The organism is Myxococcus llanfairpwllgwyngyllgogerychwyrndrobwllllantysiliogogogochensis (assembly GCF_006636215.1).
GTDB classification, from domain to species: Bacteria; Myxococcota; Myxococcia; order Myxococcales; family Myxococcaceae; genus Myxococcus; species Myxococcus llanfairpwllgwyngyllgogerychwyrndrobwllllantysiliogogogochensis.
The window spans coordinates 1-19,795 of sequence record NZ_VIFM01000031.1; the positions used below are offsets into that span (position 1 = coordinate 1).

The following is a 19,795-nucleotide window of genomic DNA, read 5'->3' on the forward strand; positions in this document are numbered from 1 at the left end:
GGACAAGAGGCTGGTGGGGTACGTGGTGCTGGGGGAGGACGTGGAGTGGGAGCCGGAGGTGCTGCGCGAGGCGCTGGCGCGGAAGCTTCCGGAGCACATGGTGCCGCCGGCGCTGATGAAGTTGGAGGCACTGCCGCTGACGCCGAGTGGGAAGCTGGCGAGAAGCAAGCTGCCGGCGCCGGACGTGGAGAGCCTGCGGGGCGCGGCGCCCTTCGTGGCACCGAGGGACGCGCTGGAGGTGCAGTTGGCGGAGGCCTTCGCGGCGGTGCTGAAGCTGCCGCGCGTCAGCGTCACCGACAGCTTCTTCAGCATGGGCGGCCACTCCCTGCTGGCGACCCAGTTGGTGTTCCGCCTCCGGAATCAGCTCAAGGCGGAGGTCCACCTCAAGACGTTGTTCGAGGCGCCCTCCGTCGCGGCGCTGGCCCGGCGCATCGAGTCCACGCCGCGCGAGCCCTTGAGTGTGCTGCCTCCGCTGGTTCGTGCGTCTCGCGGTTCACTCCCGCCGCTGTCCTATTCGCAGGAGCGGCTGTGGCGGTTGTTCAAGGCGAACCCCACGTCCACGGCCTACAACCAGCCCGCGGCCTACCGGTTCAAGGGCGCGCTGCAGGTGGAGGCGCTCCGGGCCGCGGTCCAGGGGCTGGTGGATCGCCACGCGTCGCTGCGCACCACCTTCACCGAGGAGAACGACAGGCCCGTGCAGAAGGTCGCCGCGTCGATGCGAATCGACCTCCCCATGGAGGACTTCCGGGGCCGGGAGGACGCGGAGACGGAGCTGCTCAGGCGCATCGCGGAGGATGCTCGCCGGCCCTTCGACCTCACCCGGGGGCCGCTCGTGCGCGGCTCGCTGATTCGCCTCGCGGACGACGAACACCTGTTCATCTTCAGCAAGCACCACATCCTCTCGGATGGCTGGTCGGAGAGCATCATCACCCGCGAGGTGGTGCACCTGTACTCGGCCTTCTCGCGCGGGGAGACGCCCTCGCTTCCGGCGCTCCACATCCAGTACCCGGACTACGCGGCCTGGCAGCGTCGCTGGCTCTCCGGCGCGGAGCTGGAGGCGCGGCTGGGCTACTGGCGTGGGGCGCTGGCGAAGGCCCCGAAGCTGCTGAACCTCCCCGTCGACAAACCCCGTCCGACCACGCGCACGTTCAACGGCACGTCGATCTCCGTCGCGCTCGGGCGCGCGCGCAGTGACTCCCTCAACCTGCTCTGCCAGAAGGAGCGGGTGACGCCGTTCATGGCGCTGCTGTCGCTCTTCGGCACCTTGCTCTGCCACCGGGCGCGCCAGGAAGAAATCGTCATCGGCTCGCCCATCGCCAACCGCGCGCTCCCGGAGCTGGAGTCGCTCATCGGCCTCTTCGTCAACACCGTGGCACTGCACGTGGACCTGCGGGGCAACCCGAGCTTCCGACAGCTCCTGTCACGGGTTCGCGATGTCACGTTGGGCGCCTACGCGCACCAGGAGGTGCCGGTCGACCAGGTGGTGGATGCCCTCGTCCCCCAGCGACAGCCGGATCGAGCGCCGCTCTTCCAGGTGATGTTCGTCCTCCAGAACACGCCCATGGAAGCGCTGGTGCTCCCGGAGCTGACCCTGGTCCCCATGCCCGCGGACCGGGGCGCGTCCATCTATGAGCTGACCTTGTCCTTGCAGGAGCGGGGGGATGGCTTCTCCGGCCTGCTGGAGTTCAACACCGACCTCTTCGAGCCGGACACTCCGCGACGTCTCCGCGACGCCTTCGTCGTGCTCCTCGAGCGCGTGCTGGCGTCGCCGGACCTGGCGGTAGGAATCGATGCGGTCGTCCCCGGATTCGAAGTGCAGGAGTGAGCCGTCATGGAACTCAAGAATCGCTATCGCAACACGGAGTCGATGATTGGCCACGGCAATCCCTCCTTCACCGCCGCCAAGGAGGCGGGGTTGTTGGACTTGTCCGTGCACAACACCGGGCACGGCTCGCTGTCGCTGCCGGATGGACGTGAGTTCTTCAACACCTGCTCGTGCTCCTACCTGGGACTCGACTCGCACCCGGACGTGCTCCAGGGCGCCATCGAGGTCCTCCAGCGAGAGCGGACGATGACCATGTCCATCTCCCGCCTGCGCGTGCGGCTGGCGGACCTGGATGCGCTGGAGGAGGAGCTGACCGCGCTCTGGCGCGCCAAGACGGTCGTCACCAACTCCGCCAGCTCCGCGAGCGCGGGCCTGTTGCCCCTCATCGCCTCCGGGCACCTGCTGCCGGATGGCCAGAAGCCCATCCTCGTCTTCGACAAGTCCGCGCACTTCTCGATGAACCTCATCAAGCCCATCTGCGCCGATGAGACGCACGTCATCACCGCGCCACACAACGACCTGGACTTCCTCGAGGACCTCTGTCGCAAGCACGCGCGCGTCGCCTACGTCGCGGACGGCTTCTACTCGATGGGGGGCGTGGCCATCGTGAAGGACCTGTTCGCCCTCCAGGACAAGTACGGGCTGTTCCTCTACTTCGATGACTCCCACTCGCTCTCCATCTACGGCGGCGCGGGAGAGGGCTATGTGCGCGCGATGATGGGCGGGGAGGTCAACTCGCGCACCATCATCATCGGCTCGCTGGGCAAGGGCTTTGGCACCGCGGGTGGCGCCATCATGCTCGGCCCGGGGCAGCACGCGGACCTCGTGGGCCGCTTCGCGGGACCGCTCGGCTGGTCGCAGAGCCTGGCGATTCCAGCCATCGGCGCGAGCCTGGCCTCCGCGCGCATCCATGGCGGGCCGGAGCTGGCCGCGCGTCAGCAGACCCTGCGCGCCAACGTGCGCTACTTCGACGAGCGCGTTCCCACGCGAACCGCCGGCGAGGACTTCCCCATCAAGATCATCGACGTGGGACCCGAGACGGCCGCGGTGGAGCGCTCGCGGAAGTTGATGGAGCGGGGGTTCTACGCGTCCGCGGTGTTCTTCCCCATCGTCCCGAAGGGACGGGCGGGGCTGCGCATCATGCTGCGCTCCAACATCACCCCCGAGGACCTCCAACGGCTCTGCGATGCCGTGGTGGAGCTGTCCTCGCCTGAGTCCTGAGCGATGGAGCCAAGCGCATCATGACCATGCCATTGCAGTGCAGGTCCTTCCTGGTGACGCCCGCCATCGACCCCATGCGCTTCGACAAAGCGGTGGAGGTGGGGGCGGACATGGGATTGCTGGACCTGGAGGACGGTGTCCCGGAGACCCTCAAGTCCGAGGCGCGTCGACTGGCCATCTCCTATCTGTCCTCATCGAGGCCCCGCGGCCCCCTGTGCCTGCGCATCAACAGCCTTCGCACCGAGGCGGGTCTTCGCGACGTGCTCGCCCTCCTGGACTCCAACGCCCGGCTGGACGCCTTGCTGCTGCCGAAAGTGGAGTCCCCGTCGGAGCTCCACCAGGTGGAGGCGCTGCTCGGGGATCGCTTCCCGGAGCTGGCGCTGCTGGCCATCATCGAAACGGCGCGCGGCGTGGAAGCGGTGGACGCCATCGCCATGGCCACCCCCCGGTTGCGGGGCCTCATCTTCGGCGCCGCGGACCTGTCCGCGCAGCTGGGGGTGCCCCTGGCCTGGGAGCCGCTGCTCTACGCGCGCTCACGCATCGCCATGGCGGCGGCCATCGCCGGGGTGAATGCCATCGACTCGCCGTTCTTCGACCTGGAAGACCTGGCGGAGCTGGAGGACGAGACGCGCCGGGTCTGCGCGCTGGGCTTCACCGGGAAGATCGTCATCCACCCGGACCAGGTGGGCGTCGTCCACGCGGCGCTGCGGCCCACCGCGCAGATGGTGGCCCACGCGCGTCGCGTGCTGGCGCAGGCGGGGGATGGAAAAGGCGGCATCCACGTCGTCGGAGGGAGCATGATTGGTCCTCCGCTGGTGACGGTGGCTCGGCGCGTGCTGGCCAGCGTCCAGCTCGAGGAGGCTCTGGCACCCGTCCAACTCCGGGCGGGTTCCAGGAGTGGAGACTCATGAAGAAATTGGTGGCTGCCCACAAGAAGGTGGGCAAGCAGCGCTACCGGGAGACCCACGGCCTCTTCTACGAGGACTTCGAGGTGGGGGATGTCTTCGAGCACCGTCCGGGTAGAACCATCACCGACGTGGACAACATGTGGCAGTCCCTGCTGAGCCTGAACACGCACCCGCTCCACATCGACGCCGTCTACGCCAGCAAGACGGAGTGGAAGCAGCCGCTCATCTCCAGCCTCGTCACCCTGGCCATCGTCGGGGGGATGAGTCTCAACAGCACCAGTGCCAAGGGCGTGGCGAACCTCGGGTGGGATCGCATCCGGTTGACGGCCCCCGTCTTCGTGGGGGACACCCTCTACGCGGAGAGCCGGGTGCTGGCGAAGCGAAGGTCCCGCTCTCGCGCGAAACAGGGAGTCGTCACCGTGGAGACGAAGGGCCTCAAGGCGGACGGCACCGTCGTGATGACCTTCGAGCGCTCCTTCCTCGTGCCCTTGCGGCGCCATGGCGTGGACGTGGATGCGAACTACTGAAGTGATGACGGCGGTGGTGGTGCGGCGTCCAGGCGGTCCGGAGCAGCTTCATCTGGCGGAACTTCCTCGCCCGGTTCCGGGCCCTCACCAGCTCCTCGTCAGGGTGCGCGCCTCCGCCCTCAACCGGACGGACACCACGCAGCGCGCCGGGGGCTACGCGCTGCCTCCGGATGTCACCAGTCCGTTGCTCGGGGTGGAGGTCTCCGGCGTCGTGGAGGCCGTGGGAGTGGCCGTTCGTTCCTTCGAGCCCGGCCAGCGGGTCTTCGGGCTGGTGGACGGCGGCGGCTACGCGGAGGCGTGCCTGATGGAAGAGGGCATGGCGGTCCTCATGCCGGAGGGCTGGTCCTTCGTCGAAGCCGCGGCCACGCCAGAGGCGTACTGCACCGCGCACGAGTCCCTGCTGGAGCTGGGAGGCCTGGGCCCGGGCCAGTCCGTGCTCGTCCACGCGGGGGGCAGCGGGATTGGCACCGCCTGCATCCAGGTGGCGCGCGCGGTGGGCGCACGCGTATTCGTCACCGTGGGCAGCGAGGAGAAGAAGCGCCGGTGTCTCGAACTCGGCGCCGACGCGGGCGTGGTGCGCACCCAGGAGGACTTCGCGCCGGTGCTCGCGCGGTGGACGGACGGGCGCGGCGTGGACCTGGTGGAGGACTTCGTTGGCGGCGCGGCGCTGGAGCGAAACCTCGCCTCGCTGCGCCTGGGCGGGTGCCTGCTGCTGGTGGGGCTGATGGACGGGATGCGTGGGGACGTGGACCTGAAGCAGGTGGTGCTGCGCCGGCTTCAAATCAAGGGCATGGCCCTGCGCCCGTTGCCGCTCGAGGCCAAGGCGGCCGTCACGCGGCGCTTCCAGGCGCGGTGGCTGCCGGAGTTGGTCGCCGGCAGGGTCCGCCCCATCATCGACTCCACCTTCCCGCTGGCGCGCGTGGCGGAGGCTCACCGCCACATGGAGTCCAACGCGAGCTTCGGGAAGATCGTCCTGGAGGTCTGAGGCTCAGCTCCCCGTGGCGCGGCGGAGGTCGCGCACAGGCGCGGCGTCCGGCTCGCGCAGCAGGGCGTAGGGGTCCAACGCGTCGCCGCCGACCGTCTCCAGGCCCACGGACGTGCCCAGCCCCAGCCGCTCCGCGTGCCGCAGCATCAGCGCGGTGACGACCTGGTCCTCCAGCGCGTAGCCCGTGGAGTCGAACACGGTGGAGCGCTGCCGCCACGACTCGTACACGTCCGGGTTCTTCACCAGGGTGGTGAGGTCCGGGCCCACCTGCTCGGGGCGAATCTGCTGGCACTCGCCCTCCACCAGGCACTGCACGAGGAAGTCCGGGCACACCAGGCTGCGCTCGAGCAGCTCCTTCGGCAGCTCCGTCTTGCCGGGCAGGTCCGAGCCCACGGCGTTGATGTGGACGTGCGGCTTGAGCGCCTTGCCGGAGATGACCGGCCCGCCTCCCACGGCGACGGAGGTCGCGGTGCAGATGATGTCCGAGCGCTCCTCCAGCTCCGCCAGCGTCACGACCTTCACGTCCAGCCCCAGGAACGCCGTGCGGCGCGCGAGCGACTGCTGCGCCTCCGGATTCGTGTCGTAGGCCAGCACCTCGTTGATGGGGAACACGCGCCGGATGGCGTGCAGCTGCGTGACAGCCTGGGCCCCGCAGCCAACCAGGCCGATGACGCGGCTGTCCGGCGAGGCCAGCGCGCGCGTGGCCACCGCGGAGGCCGCGCCCGTGCGCAGCGCCGTGGCGAAGACGCCGTCCATCAATGCAATCAGATGGCCGGTGTTCACGTCGTAGAGGCTGTTGGTCGCGATGATGGTCGGCAGCCCGTGCGCCTCGGGGTTGAACGGGCTGTAGCTCACCATCTTCACCGTCACCGCGCTGCCCCGCTGCATCACCGGCATCCACTCCAGGCAGCCTGGCTGACGCGGGTGATCCAACAGGAAACCGTCACGCTTGCGCACTTCCGTGAGCTCGCCGTCAAACGTGCGCAGCGCTTCGGTCAGTGCACGGATGAGCTCGTCCATCAGCGCGTCCGCGCCCAGCTCCTCCACGATGCAGCGCAGGTCGGACCGAGTCACCAACAGTGTCCGTGTCGCGTCGCTCTTCACTCGTAATACCCCTGGGCTGATTCACTGTTTCAGCAGTTGGCGAGCGAAACAGGGCCTGCTGATAACACAGGTCTGTAGTGGGAGCGCAAACTAGCAGGGCTTTCGTGTTCGCGACCAGGGGGTGCCCAAACCGGCGGAAACTGGCGTGTTTGCCGCGGTTCCATCCAACGGCTCGTGGTTTCCGAGGATGCGTCACTTTTCTGGAACACGGACGAGACATCGGAATCCGATGTGTGTGGTTCCACTGTCCACGGCTTGCGGAGAACGTGCGGCGGGTCGGTAGCGCAAGCAGTAGTTGGACGCGCACAAGTGGCTTCCGCCCTTGAGGACGCGGCGCGGAATCTTCACCTGTGGCGTGCAGGGGTCCAGGCTCTTGCCGCTCGACGGAGGGCCCCGTGGATTGACGGGGATGCAGCACGCCTTGCCCCCGTTGCCCTGGTGCCGCTCCTGGAACCAGTCCGTGGTCCACTCCCAGACGTTGCCCGCCATGTCGAACAGGCCATACCCGTTGGGCGGGAAGGTCCCCACTGGCGAGGTCCCCTCGAACCCATCGGTGTTCAGGTTTTGCCAGGGGAACTCTCCCTGCCAGATGTTGGCCATGTGCTGGCCTCCAGGGGAGAACTCGTCGCCCCAGACGTAGACCTTGCGGTCCAGGCCCGCGCGGGCCGCGCGCTCCCACTCCGCTTCGCTGGGCAGGGCCTTTCCGACCCAGGCGGCATAGGCCTCCGCGTCCTCGTAGGCGACGTGGAGCACGGGATGCGACTCGCGGCCCTTCCAGGTGCTGCCGTGTCCCTCCGGCAGCTTCCAGCAGGCGCCGGGGGTATAGGCCCACCACTGGGAGAGGTCCTTCAGGTCCACGCGTTGGGCCGCCTTGCGAAACACGAGCGAGCCGGGCACGAGCAGCTCCGGGGCCGCGCCCGGGAAGTCGTCCGGATTCAGCGGACGCTCGGCCACGGTGAGATAACCCGTCGCCTCCACGAAGCGCGCGAAGTCGGCGTTCGTCACCGTGTGGCGGTCCATCCAGAAGCCGCTCACCGTCACCTGATGCGCGGGCCGCTCCTCCGGATAGTGGTGGTCCGAGCCCATCCAGTACGTGCCACCGGGGATCCACGCCATGCCCGGGAACGGTGCGTCTCCGGGCGCCGCATCCGTGTCGACCTCGTTGCCGTCGCGCGAGACGCGCGCCTCCAGGGGCGTGGCTTCACCAACGACCTCCGTGCCGCTCATTCGTCGCCTCGCTCCTTGAAACCCCGCCAGGTGGGAACGTGTCCGGTCCCCTTGGGGCAAGCTGGGGGGCGCCGTTCCGGACGACAAGCCGGCCCTCCAGGGCGGGGCTCGCGACGTGCGGCCGCGGTCGAGCACCCGGACCTGCGAGCGCCCGGCGCGAGTCCTCGCGTGGATTGGCGGCCTGTACACGCGTGGACAAAGTCCTCTCGCCAACGTGGTTCGACCCGAACCGACAGCACCCCAGCCGGTGGGGCGTCGCAGGAGCGAGACGGATATGAGCACGGAGACGACGACCGAGACGCAGACGGGCGCCCCACGGGACGCGGATACCCCCGACACGCAAGAGCTCCGCAAGCTCAGTCCGTTCGAGCTGAAGGACACGCTCATCGAGCTGGCGGATGAATCCGCGAAGACGCGAGCGGCGGTGATGCTCAACGCGGGCCGCGGCAACCCCAACTGGATTGCCACCACGCCCCGCGAGGCGTTCTTCCTGATGGGGCAGTTCGCGCTGCACGAGTCCCGCCGCACGTGGAACGAGCCGGACGTGGGGCTCGCCGGCATGCCGAAGTCCCCGGGCATCGCCGCGCGGCTGCGGAAGTTCCTCGACGAGAGCGAGGACAGCGCGGGCATCCGGCTCTTGCGCGACGCGCTCGACTACGGCGTCTCCACGCTGGGCTTCGATGCGGACAAGTTCGTCTGGGAGCTGACCGACGCGGCCATCGGCGACAACTATCCGGTGCCGGACCGGATGCTCGTCCACTGCGAGCGCATCGTGCGGGCCTACCTGGCCAAGGAGATGTGTGACAGCCGTCCGCCGCCGGGGCGGTTCGACCTGTTCGCCGTCGAGGGCGGCACCGCGGCCATGACGTACATCTTCCGGTCGCTGATGGTGAACGGCCTGCTCCAGAAGGGCGACACCATTGCCCTGGGCACGCCCATCTTCACGCCCTACCTGGAGATTCCGCGCCTGGAGGAGTTCGGCCTGCGCACGGTGGACATCCGCCAGAGCGCGATGACGGAGGAAGGCCGCCACGCGTGGCAGTACCCGGATTCGGAGCTGCGCAAGCTGGAGGATCCGCGCATCAAGGCGTTCTTCGTCGTGCATCCGGGCAACCCCGGTGCGACGGCCATGCGGCGCGAGTCGATGGACCTGCTCGTGGACCTGGTCCGGAAGAAGCGGCCCGACCTGCTGATCCTCACCGACGACGTGTACGGCACCTTCGTCGAGGGCTTCCGCTCCCTGGCGGCGGAGCTGCCGCACAACACGCTCCTGGTCTACTCCTACTCCAAGCACTTCGGCTGCACGGGGTGGCGCCTGGGTGTCGTCGCGCTCCACGAGGACAACATCGTCGACGCGATGATCGCCCGGCTGCCCGAGGCCCAGCGGGAGATGCTCAACGAGCGGTATGGCTCCATCTTGCTGGAACCGGAGCGCCTGAAGTTCATCGACCGGATGGTGGCCGACAGTCGTGCCGTCGCGCTGAACCACACCGCGGGACTGTCCCTGCCGCAGCAGCTCCAGATGTCGCTCTTCTCGCTGTTCGCCTTGCTGGACAAGGACGACACGTACAAGAAGCGCTGTCGGAAGATCTGCCGGGACAGGCTCGCGGCGCTGTATCAGGGGCTGGACATCGACCTGCCCGACGATCCGCTGCGCACGGCGTACTACCAGACGCTCGACCTGGACGTGTGGGCGCGCAAGCACGTGGGTCCGGCCTTCGTCGAGTACGCGGAGTCGCGGCACGATCCGCTCGACATCGTGCTCGCCCTGGCGCGCCGGCACGGCGTGGTGCTGCTCAACGGCAGCGGCTTCGAGGGGCCGGAGTGGTCGGCGCGCGTGTCGCTCGCGAACCTGGATGACGACGACTATCCGCGCATTGGCCAGAGCCTCAAGGACATCGTCATCCGCGCCATCCAGGAGTGGAAGGGCACCCGCCTGGACTCCTGAGCTTCCGTGACGCCAACCCCCAATCGAGGTCCACCATGAACGGTTCCAAGAACACGGTGCGAGGGCTGCTGGCCGCGCTGGGCTTGCTGCTGACAGGCGCGGGAATCGCCGCGCAGGAGGGGCGGCCGCCGACGAACTCCAGCGAGTCGCAGAGTACGTCGGGCTCGAGCGGTGCCCAGGCGGCGCCAGGGAAGGCCTCCGAGGACCTGGCGTCCGTGCGCATCCTCGCCACCGGCGGCACCATCGCCGGGGCGCAGGCCAATCCGCAGGGGTATGGCTACAAGTCCGGAGCCTTCAAGGTCGAGGACCTCATCAAGGCCGTCCCCAACCTGGACAAGGTGGCGAAGCTGACGGGTGAGCAGGTGGCGAACATCGGCAGCCAGGACATGAACGACTCGGTGTGGCTGAAGCTGGCGAAGCGCACCAACGAGCTGCTCGCTTCGCCGGACGTGGACGCCGTCGTCGTCACGCACGGCACCGACACGCTGGAGGAGACGGCGTACTTCCTGGACCTGGTCGTCAAGAGCGACAAGCCCGTGGTGCTCGTGGGCTCCATGCGTCCGGCCACGGCCATCAGCGCGGACGGCCCGGGCAACCTCTACAACGCGGTGGCGGTGGCCGCGTCCCCGGAGGCGAAGGGGCGCGGGGTGCTGATTGTCATCAACGACGAAATCCACACCGCTCGCAACGTCACCAAGACGAACACCACCAACGTGGAGACCTTCCGCAGCCCGAACCGGGGCCCCGCGGGGGTCGTCAACACCGGTGACGTCCACTGGTTCGAGAGGATGGACAAGAAGCACACCGTCGACTCCGAGTTCTCCGTCACCGGCAAGGACACGCTCCCCCGCGTCGACATCCTCTACGCCCACGCCAACATGAGCCCGGACCTCATCGACTCCGCCGTGAAGAACGGAGCCAAGGGGCTGGTCATCGCGGGCGTGGGGGATGGGAACATGACCCAGCCGGCGCTCGACACGCTGGCCAAGCACGTGAAGAGGGGCCTGGTGGTGGTGCGCAGCACGCGGCTGCCCAGCGGACTCGTCCTCCGCAACAATGAAATCAACGACGACCAGAAGGGCTTCGTGGCCTCCGGAGAGCTGAACCCGGCGAAGTCGCGCGTGCTGCTGCAGCTGGCCCTGCTGGAGACGAAGGACCCGACCAAGGTGCAGCGGATGTTCGAGGAGTACTGAGGACCGGGGATTGAGCCTCCGGCCCCATTCATCATGGCCGACTCCCACACACTTCCCGACTTCTCCCTGGTGAGGGGCGGGCTGTTCTTCGAACTGGAGCGCGGCCTGCGAATCATCAGGCCGCCTGGCTTCAGCGCCGTTCGGGCCGCGCTCGTCATCACGCTGGTGAGCTGGGCGCCCCTGGTGCTGCTCTCGCTGCTCGAAGGGCTGGGATCCACGCGCCTCTTGTTCTCTGAACTCCAGGTGCATGCGGAGCTGCTGTTGTCGCTGCCCGTGTTCGCGGCGGTGGATCCCTATATCGACGGCCGGGTCGGGGTGGCGGCGCGTCAGTTCCTCCGCGCGAATCTGGTGGAGGAGAAGGACCGAGCCTCGTACGACGCCATGGCTCGATCCCTGACTCACTGGCGCGACGCTCCGGCCGTCGAGCTGGTGTTGCTCGGCATCGTCATCGCGCTCGCGCTGGTCTCCACTCCAGACCCGGCGCGGGAGTGGTTCTTCGTGTCGGACCCGGCGCCCCGACCGTCCCTGGCGGGAGGGTGGTACCAGTGCGTGAGCCAGCCCCTGGTGCGCTTCCTCGCATTCCGGTGGGCGTGGCGCGCCGTCGTCTGGGGCGTCTTCCTCCTTCGCGTCTCCCGCCTCCGGCTCCGGCTGGTTCCCACCCACCCGGACCTGTCGGGCGGGTTGGGGTTCCTCGCCATCTGCCAGGCCAGCTTCGCGCCGGTGGTCTTCGCGGTGGCTGTGGCTGTCGCCGCGTATTCGTACCGGACGAATGCCGCCGCCATCACCGAGGCCCCCCTGGACTACGTCATGCCGCAGGTCCTCTTCGCCGTCCTGGCAATCATCTGCGTGTTCGCGCCCCTGGGGTTCTTCTCCCATCAGCTCGTGCGCGCCAAGCGCCAGGGAGACCCGTGGTTCTCCGCGGTCGCCGCGCACCACTCGAGAGAGTTCGAGGACAGGTGGTTCCGCCGGAAGCCGGACGAGGACCCGCTGGGGGCCCCGGACTTCTCCTCCCTGGCGGACCTGGGGTCGTCCTTCATGGTCGCCCGGAGGATGAAGCTGTTGCCGTGGGACCAACGCTCGCTCCTCGCGGTGGCGACGGCGGCCGTGGCGCCGCTCGCCATCCTGTTGGTGTTGGACCGCCAGTTCCTCACGGTGGTGAACCAGCTCCGGCAGAGCGTGACCTGAGCGCGGGTGGGCGAAACGGGCGCCTGGAAGCCCGGGTGCCGTGGACTCCCTCGACGGGGCAGGGGTGGAGATACCTGTGCGGGGGCCCAGTCACGCGCCGCCCGCAGAGGAGGCGAGCATGCTCAGGTCCGTGGTCGCATTCGTGCTGGGCAACATCGTGACCCTCTTCATGTTCACCGAGGGACTGGCGCGCCGTCCCGGAGAGATTCGACACGTCCTGGAGCGCCCCGCGCTCTACGTGCGCTCCCTGCTGGTGGTGCTGCTGCTCGTGCCCCTCGTGGCCCTGGCGGTGGTGGAGGTCTTCCGACTTCCGACGGTGGTGGCCAGCGCCATCCTGTTGATGGCGGTCTGTCCAGGCGCGCCGCTGCAGGTGAATCAGGCGAAGGCCCTGGGCGCGAATCCCTCCACGTCCATCAACCTGCTGCTCCTGCTCAGCGTGTTCGCGCTCATCACGGTGCCCGCGTGGGTCCTGGGCGTGGACCGCCTGCTCGGCGTCGAGTTCAAGGCGAACCCGGAGCTGGTGTTCCGCCTGCTGGCGGTGAAGATCCTCCCGCCGCTCGCGGTGGGCATCGCCGTGCGGCACTACGCTCCGAACGTGGCCAAGGCCCTGGCTCCGTGGTGCAGCCGGGTGTTCAGCGTGCTGTTGCTCTGCGTGGCCGTGGTCCTGCTCTTCATCGTCGGACCCCGGCTCATCCACATCGCGTGGCTCGCCATCCTCGCGCTGGTGGTGCTCGTCTCCATCTCCACCGTGCTCGGACACTGGGCCGGGGGACCCCGGCTGGAGGACCGCAAGGCGGTGGCCCTGGCCACGGCCTTCGCGCACCCGGTGCTGGCGATGACCATCATCATCCAGAGCTATCCGAACTACCGGGCCCTGGAGGTCGCGGGCGTGGTGGGGGCCTACATCGTCATCCGCCTGCTCGCGCTGACGCCCTACAAGTTCTGGGTGAAGCGACAGCGAGACACGGAGTCCTCGCGGCGAGTGCCCCCGGGCGGCGTCCCAGCCTGAAGTGTCCCTTCAGCGCTTGAGCCGGGCGGAGTCCTTGGGGTTGATGCTCACCTTCGCCCAGATGAAGCCCAGGTTGCCCCAGTCCTGGACCTCCTTGACGGTGACGTGCTGCCCGACGCCGAGGGCGCCCAGGGGCTTGCCGTACGCCGCCGGCTCTCCCGTCGCGGGCTCGTCCCTCAGGAGCGAGGGGACGGTGCTCTCCAGCGTGCTGCCCACGAACTGCTGCGGCGACAAGGACCACTCCGTCTGGGAGGGCTTGCAGTAGAAGCAGGTGCGCCACGTGTTGGAGCCGGGCAGGTACTGGCCCAGGTAGACCCACGCGTCCTTGCGCCCATCCCCCAGGCTCGTGGCGAGGTCCGGTGTGCTCGCGTCGACCTGGGAGAAGACCTGCACGGCCGGGGCGTCGGGATTGTAGAGGCGAGCGGTGCCTTGTCGCTGCAGGGAGACCTGGTCCTCGACGAGCTGTCGGGTGATCTCCGCGGCGAGCTTCCTCGCGAGCGGGTCCTTCAGCTTCTCCATCAACGGATGGGCGTGGATGGCGACGGGGTCCTGGATGGCCCCGAACGCGACGGTGCGCTGCGTCTGGGCCGCGCCCCGGAGGTTCTTGATGTGGCTGGCGATGAGGTTGCTCGCGCTCTCTTCCTGCCAGAGGAACTGGCCCAGCAGGCGCCCCTTGTCCTTGGGCCCGAGGGCCCAGGCCGTCATCACCTCGTCCTGGTTCTCCTCCACGCACTCGCGCTGCGCCTTGCTCGCGTCCTCCGACAGCTGCACGTCCCCGTAGTTGTAGCGGGTCTGCATCATGGGCACCTGCTTGCTCGCGAGGAGGCGACCTATCTCCGCCTTCTGGTAGTCGGCCATGTCACGCGCGAAGGCATGGCTTGCGCGCGAGAGGGCGGAGAGTGGGGTGCCGATGGCATCCACGGAGGCCTCGCGCTCGTCCAGCGACGGCGGCTTCGCGCCCGAGTCGATCTCCACGAAGAGGACGCCGCGGTCCGTGAGCTGCGTGAAGAGCTGGTCGATGGCGGCCCGCGCTGCGGGGTTCGTCTTCCAGCGCTCCGTGTCGGTGAGCCCCCGCAGCAGCAGGACGAAGGTGTCCAGCCCGGTGTTGTCGAAGACGCCGCCGTCGATGAGCGGCTCGCGGTGCTCCTGGGCGTCGACGACCTCGGGAAGGTCGACGACGAAGGGGAAGTTCGCGGAGGCACGGACCGCGTCGGCGAGCGCGATGTCTCCCGTCGTCGTCAGCTCGCTCGTGGAGCGCGCCTGGGCCTCCGGCTGGGTTCCGTCACTCACCAGGCGGCCGGGCAGGGGCGGCTTGCCCGTGACGATGCGGCCCCCGGTCCGAGCGCTGGCCGTGTTGATGAAGAGCAGGGGGACACTTCCGTCGTCGGGGAGGCTCGCGGGCCAGCCCAGGTAGTCCGACCAGAAGGACGCAAGCCCTCCGCCACGGCTCACCCCTGGCATCACCACGCCGCGCAGCAGGGGCGCGTTGAAGTCCACGAACATGTCATCCAGGGTGTCGCTGCTCAGCGGCCACAGTCGCTCCGCCTTCAGGCCACACGCCCCGTCCATCAGGTGGGAGGCGAGCTCCTCGCGAGGCGCGTGCTTGAGCGGAACGTCCGCGGGAACGGTCACCCCCAGGGTGCCCGCGGCCAATCGGTGGGAGAAGTGCGCGCTGGCGACGCTGCCACCGGAGACGCTGCTGATGAAGAGGACATGGTCGGCCAGCGACTGCGCGCGGCAGCGCTCCGTGGTGGCGTCGGGGGCCTTCACCTGCATCCGGCTCAGGCTCTCCAGCGTGAGCATGGCGAAGATGGCCGCTCGCGAGCCGCCCCCCGCGGCGGAGACGAAGACGACGGGGCCGTCGCACATCAAGTCGAGTCTTCGATTCGCCGTGTCGACCCACCGGGTGAAGAGGGCGTCCTCACTCATGGACTTGCCTTCGGCCAGGGGCAGGGACTGGAGGGATTCCTGCCGGTCCAGCAGCCCCACGACGACGACTCCGGAGCCCAGCAGCGCGAGGGCGAGCACGGCGCGCTGGACCACGTTCTCCACCAGGTCGAGCGCGCGCGCCGCGCACAGAATCACGAAGAGCAGATGGTAGATGGCCCAGATGGTGTAGAGCCGGAAGCTGGCCTCGGGAATCGTCGGGATGAAGAAGCCCCAGAGCAGCTCCGCCAGGAAGTACGAGCCCAGCGACATCACCAGTCCCCGCGTGACGACCTCCGCCAGGACGCGAAGCGACGGCTTCCACGCGAGGAGCCTCGGGCCGAGCAGCCCGAGCAGGCCCACCGCCACCGTGAGCGCGGCCACGAGGCCCGGCCCCGAGTCACGCGCCTTCCACGGCGCGGGCAGCAGCCCCAGAAAACCCACGAGTCCCAGCGCGAGGCCCGCCACGACGAAGCCGCCGTACAGCAGGGCTCGCGGCGTCCGGCGCTCCGGGGCGGGGAACGCCAGGGGGAAGCGGGCCCACGCCACCAGCCTCCGACACAGCGCGAGCGTGGCCCGGCTGACGAGGTTCCGGTGCTCCATCCACCGGGGGAAGCCGTCGCGCGGAACGAAGACCCACATCGCGCTCAGGAAGAAGAAGGCGCCGAGCAGCACGACATACGCCCAGAACGTCACGGCCATCAGCGCGGAGCCGCCCGCCCGCAGCGACGCCATGCCCGGCAACTGGAGCACGATGTTGTGGACCTGCGGCAGGTTGGTCAGCGCGAGGCCCGCCGCCAGCAGCGCGATGACCGTCGCGAGCCGCTTCTCGAGATAGGTGACCCACGCGGGGGCGCGCGGTGCGTCTCGCGTCACGCCCGGCACCGTGAGCAGGACGTCGTTGGTTCCGGCGGCGGCGCCCGAGGGCAGGGCGGCCCCGGCTCGTTGCTTCATCGCGTTTTGACTGCGCTGGCTCGGGCGTCGCTTGCTCATGGGCCCCCTCGGTGGACAGGCCGGGCCGTCCGATGAGTTCTGGCTAGTACGACCTGTCCAGAATATCACCGTTGCGTCTGGGAATACGTCCCAGGGGGCGGCCGTGAGGAGGGCGGGCGACTACTCGCGTGACGATGAGCCGTCGTCAATCCGAGCCAGCTTCTGGCGCAGCGCTTCCAGCCGTCGCCGGTCGCCGTCTTCCTCGGCCGCGGGGATGGCCTCTTCCACCAGGGCATTCAACCGGTGGAGGCCGTCTCGCACGAGCGACCACTCGGCCTTCGCGTGGTGGGTCCGATGTGACAGGTACTCCACGACGCCGTTCAAGGTCTGCGGGTGGATGTTCTTCGCGCCGATGTGCTCCGTCACGCCGGTCCGGTCCAGCATGCGCTGGGTGGGTCCGAGTACGCGGGAGAGCATCAGCGTGATTTCGCGGTGCTCGAGTGATTCCTTCAGCGCGGCGAGCATGTCCGCGCCGGGCACGTCGAGGTCCGCGGTGACTTCCAGGTCCAGCAGCACGGCGTGAACGGGCGAGGTCGCGCTGTCCACCCGGCCGATGATGGCGTCCCGGAGGGACGTGGCGTTGGCGAAGAAGATGCCCTCGTTGGGGCGAATCATCAGCAGCCCGGGCACGGTGAGCGGGGCGGGATCACGCCGCACGTCCGCGAAGTCCAGCGTGCCCGGCGCGCGTCCCAGCTCGCTGACGCGGGGCTGGCTGGCGCGCCAGACGAGGAGCGCCACGGAGAGGCCCACGGAGACCAGCAGGCCCGGCAGCACCTCGAGCACGAGCACGCTGAGGAGCGCACCCGCCGCGAGGAAGAAGTCCGTGCGGCGCAGCTTGAAGAGGCGGCGCATCTCCTTGACGTCCATCATCCCCACGGTGGCCAGCACGACGATGGCGGCCAGGGTGGCCTCCGGCAGCGTGCGGAACAGCGGCGTGAAGAGGAGCGCCACCAGCGCGAGGATGGCTGCCGCGAGCAGGCTGGACATCTGCGTGCGAGCCCCCGCCGCGTCATTGGCGGCGGACTTGGACAGGCTGCATCCCACGGACAGACCGCGGAAGAGGCCGGCGCCCAGGTTCGCCGCGCCCAGGCCGATGAGCTCCTGGTTCGGGTCTATTTCATAGCGGTGCTTCGACGCGAGCACCCGGGCGGGTCCAATGGCCTCCGCGAACGCCACGAGCGCGATGCCGAACGCACCGGGCATCAGCTTCAAGAGGTCTCCCAGGCCCACGTCTGGAATGGAGGGGCCCGAAAGGCCGGAGGGAATGTCGCCCACCACCTTCACACCCCGCCCTTGAAGTCCGAGCACCCCGACGACCACGGTGCCCAGCACCAGCACGACGAGGGACGCGGGCAGGCGCGGCAGCAGCTTGCCCAGGAGGACCAACACCGCGAGGCTCGCCACGCCGACGACGAGCGTGAGCGGGTGTGTCTGGCCCAGGTGGGTCACCAGGTTCCACAGCCGCTCGAAGAAGTTGCCGCTCCCGGCTTCGAGGCCGAGCAGCTTGGGCACCTGTTTGATGGCGATGACCAGGGCGAGACCGAAGACGAAGCCGGTGAGGACCGACTCCGAGAAGAACTGAGCGATTCGCCCGAGCTTCAGCACGCCGGCGAGGATGGAGATGAGGCCCGCGAGCATGGCCAGCGCGGCGGTGAGCGCGATGAAGCGGGGCGTACCCGAGGGAGCGAGCGCGGCCACCGTGGACGCGGAGAGCACGGCGACGGTGGCGGAGATGGCGACCACGAGCTGGCGTGACGTGCCCAGCAGGGCATAGAGCACCAGGGCCACGGGGCCCGCGTAGAAGGCCGCCTGCGGTGGCACTCCCGCGAGCTCCGCGTAGGCCATGGCCTCTGGAATCTGGAGCGCGGTGATGGTCAGCGCCGCCGCGACGTCCCGCTTGAGCGAGCTCGGCCGCCACTTGGGAAGCCAGGATAGGAATGGCAGGAAGCGTGCGACGGAGTGGGCTGCGGCGCTGTGGGGATGATGGCTCTCCGGCATGCGTGGCGCTCCGGCGGTCGTGTCCCGCACACGTTGCTGAGCGTCTGGGGGTCTGACAATCGAGGCGGGGGAAATCGAAGGATTCGATGAGGTCGACAGTCCTGTCCTTCGAGGCCGGGCGAGGGGACGAGCAAGCCTCTCGATTCGGGGCGGGTGGGGCTGGACCAGTCGTCCGCAGCAGGCGCCTTGCCACCGGTCCTCTTGAACTGTTGCGTGCGAATCAGCCCCGGCCCAGGTTGCCGGACGTGAGCCAGCCGCGCGGGCGAGGGCGCTGTCCTCGTCACGCCAGGAGAGGTGCCATCATGTTGGAGTCATCGACGTCGGGACTGACGCCCCAGGAGATCCAGGACCTCGCGCGCGACGCCTATGTCTTCGGCCTGCCTCTGGTGGAGCACTACCGCCTGTTCGCCCTGGGTTTCCTGCCGGACTCACCGCAGGTCCGGCCGGCCAATCGCTTCCTGCACTTCGCTCGGCTGTTCACGCCGAAGGACCGCGACGTCGTCTCCCCGAACAACGACACGCTGTACTCGGAAGCGAACCTGGATTTGCGCGGTGAGCCCGTGGTGCTGGACACGCCCGAGCTGAGCGGACGCTACTTCTGCGTCCAGTTGGTCGACATCACGACGAACAATCTGCCGTACATCGGGACGCGGGCCACGGGGACGGACCCTCGGCGCTTCGTCATCGCGGGACCGGACTGGGACGGTGTGTTGCCCGACTCGCTGCGCGACGCGCTCGTCATCCGGTCCGCCTCGATGTTCGTGGCGGCGCTGCTGCGCATCGGCGTCAGTGGACCCGAAGACCTGTCCACGGCGGCCGCGCTCCAGCAGCGGTTCCGGCTGACGCCGCTCCATGAACTCACGAAGCAGGCGGCGCCGAAGCTGCCCGCAGTGGCGTGGCCTCCGTACTTCGACGACAAGGCGGACGCGTCGCTGAAGGCGTTCGAGTACGTCAACTTCATGATGCAGTGGCACCGGTTCGCGGAGGCGGAGCAGCCCTTGCTGGCGCGCTTCGCGCGACTCGGGGTGCGGCCCGGGGCGCGCATGGATGCACAGGCGCTCTCGCCGGCCGTGCGTGACGCGATGCTGGAGGGTGTGAAGGAGGCACGCCGCGCCATCCAGCAGCGCCCCGTGCTTCATCGCGGCTGGGAGCTGCCCGACCCGAAGGTGGGCGCGTTCGGCGACGACTACCTGCTGCGGGCGCGCGTCGCCTGGAACTACATCTACGCGAACTCGGCCGAGGAGGCCGTCTATCCCATCACCCACCTGGATGGTGAGGACCGCCTGCTGGACGGAGGCCGGAGCCGGTACGTGCTTCGCTTCACCGCGGACGCGCTGCCTCCCGCGCGGTTCTTCTGGTCGCTCACGGCGTACGACAGTGAGACTCGCATGCTGGTGGAGAATCCCATCCAGCGGTACTCGATGGGGGACAGGTCTCGTGACTTGAAGAAGTCGAGCGATGGCTCGATTTCCTTCTTCCTCCAGCACGAGGCGCCCGAGCCCCACCGCGTGGCCAACTGGCTGCCCATCCCCGATGGGCGCTTCTATGTCCTCCTGCGCATCTACGGCCCCACCGAGTCGGCGATGCGAGGTGCGTATGTCCCACCCGCGATCGATGCGCTGAGCGACTGAGCGCGTCGCCTTCCCGGCGAGGGTTGCCAACGCACGGTCCAAAGCGGTGCGCATGCCCCGTGGGGAGGCGTCCATTGCCGGGCCGCCCACCGATGAACATCCCCTTCGGTGCCAT

Annotated in this window: 14 protein-coding genes; 10 read left to right on the forward strand and 4 right to left on the reverse strand. The window is 68.8% G+C overall.

All coding sequences use genetic code 11. The annotated features are described in order from the left end of the window. From FJV41_RS10455 to FJV41_RS10475, 5 genes are all read left to right on the forward strand, one after another. On the forward strand, nucleotides 1-1,825 hold a 1,825-nt coding region (locus tag FJV41_RS10455; RefSeq protein ID WP_246137139.1), incomplete at its 5' end, for a condensation domain-containing protein. Between the two features lie 6 nt (nucleotides 1,826-1,831). After that, nucleotides 1,832-3,046, forward strand: coding sequence for an aminotransferase class I/II-fold pyridoxal phosphate-dependent enzyme (locus FJV41_RS10460; RefSeq protein WP_141642296.1), 1,215 nt, complete (start codon nucleotides 1,832-1,834; stop codon nucleotides 3,044-3,046). Between the two features lie 20 nt (nucleotides 3,047-3,066). Beyond that, a complete protein-coding gene (locus FJV41_RS10465; protein ID WP_141642297.1) occupies nucleotides 3,067-3,957 on the forward strand; it encodes an aldolase/citrate lyase family protein in 891 nt (296 codons plus the stop codon). Beyond that, nucleotides 3,954-4,481, forward strand: coding sequence for a MaoC/PaaZ C-terminal domain-containing protein (locus FJV41_RS10470; protein WP_141642298.1), 528 nt, complete (start codon nucleotides 3,954-3,956; stop codon nucleotides 4,479-4,481). Before FJV41_RS10465 ends, FJV41_RS10470 begins: the two co-directional genes overlap by 4 nt. Further along, nucleotides 4,468-5,466 carry an NAD(P)H-quinone oxidoreductase gene (locus tag FJV41_RS10475; RefSeq protein WP_141642299.1) on the forward strand — a complete coding sequence of 333 codons (999 nt, stop codon included), beginning with the start codon at nucleotides 4,468-4,470 and terminating at the stop codon, nucleotides 5,464-5,466. The genes FJV41_RS10470 and FJV41_RS10475 overlap by 14 nt, the downstream gene beginning before the upstream one ends. A gap of 3 nt (nucleotides 5,467-5,469) precedes the next feature. Here FJV41_RS10475 and FJV41_RS10480 read toward each other — a convergent pair whose 3' ends face one another. Both FJV41_RS10480 and FJV41_RS10485 read right to left on the reverse strand, forming a co-directional pair. After that, the gene (locus FJV41_RS10480; protein ID WP_246137140.1) at nucleotides 5,470-6,540 is read right to left on the reverse strand and encodes an ornithine cyclodeaminase family protein; all 1,071 of its coding nucleotides are present in this window, start codon (nucleotides 6,538-6,540) and stop codon (nucleotides 5,470-5,472) included. 222 nt (nucleotides 6,541-6,762) lie between these two features. Then, the gene (locus FJV41_RS10485; protein WP_141642301.1) at nucleotides 6,763-7,797 is read right to left on the reverse strand and encodes a formylglycine-generating enzyme family protein; all 1,035 of its coding nucleotides are present in this window, start codon (nucleotides 7,795-7,797) and stop codon (nucleotides 6,763-6,765) included. Between the two features lie 274 nt (nucleotides 7,798-8,071). Between FJV41_RS10485 and aspD the strand changes: the two genes are divergently transcribed. From aspD to FJV41_RS10505, 4 genes are all read left to right on the forward strand, one after another. Further along, on the forward strand, nucleotides 8,072-9,745 hold the full coding sequence (gene aspD / locus FJV41_RS10490) for an aspartate 4-decarboxylase (protein WP_141642302.1): 1,674 nt from the start codon (nucleotides 8,072-8,074) through the stop codon (nucleotides 9,743-9,745). A gap of 35 nt (nucleotides 9,746-9,780) precedes the next feature. Continuing rightward, nucleotides 9,781-10,938 carry a type II asparaginase gene (locus tag FJV41_RS10495; protein WP_141642303.1) on the forward strand — a complete coding sequence of 386 codons (1,158 nt, stop codon included), beginning with the start codon at nucleotides 9,781-9,783 and terminating at the stop codon, nucleotides 10,936-10,938. A gap of 33 nt (nucleotides 10,939-10,971) precedes the next feature. After that, on the forward strand, nucleotides 10,972-12,123 hold the full coding sequence (locus tag FJV41_RS10500) for a hypothetical protein (RefSeq protein WP_141642304.1): 1,152 nt from the start codon (nucleotides 10,972-10,974) through the stop codon (nucleotides 12,121-12,123). A gap of 118 nt (nucleotides 12,124-12,241) precedes the next feature. Then, nucleotides 12,242-13,132 carry a hypothetical protein gene (locus FJV41_RS10505; RefSeq protein WP_141642305.1) on the forward strand — a complete coding sequence of 297 codons (891 nt, stop codon included), beginning with the start codon at nucleotides 12,242-12,244 and terminating at the stop codon, nucleotides 13,130-13,132. A 9-nt stretch (nucleotides 13,133-13,141) separates the two neighbouring features. Here the strand turns inward: FJV41_RS10505 and FJV41_RS10510 are convergent, their stop codons facing one another. Both FJV41_RS10510 and FJV41_RS10515 read right to left on the reverse strand, forming a co-directional pair. After that, on the reverse strand, nucleotides 13,142-16,051 hold the full coding sequence (locus FJV41_RS10510; RefSeq protein WP_141642306.1) for a patatin-like phospholipase family protein: 2,910 nt from the start codon (nucleotides 16,049-16,051) through the stop codon (nucleotides 13,142-13,144). A gap of 120 nt (nucleotides 16,052-16,171) precedes the next feature. Continuing rightward, nucleotides 16,172-18,049: a SulP family inorganic anion transporter gene (locus FJV41_RS10515; RefSeq protein WP_141642307.1), complete on the reverse strand. Its 1,878-nt coding sequence runs from the start codon at nucleotides 18,047-18,049 to the stop codon at nucleotides 16,172-16,174. 302 nt (nucleotides 18,050-18,351) lie between these two features. On the opposite strand from FJV41_RS10515, the gene FJV41_RS10520 reads away from it, so the two are divergent. Continuing rightward, nucleotides 18,352-19,680: a DUF1254 domain-containing protein gene (locus tag FJV41_RS10520; protein WP_181790542.1), complete on the forward strand. Its 1,329-nt coding sequence runs from the start codon at nucleotides 18,352-18,354 to the stop codon at nucleotides 19,678-19,680. Nucleotides 19,681-19,795 lie beyond the last annotated feature (115 nt).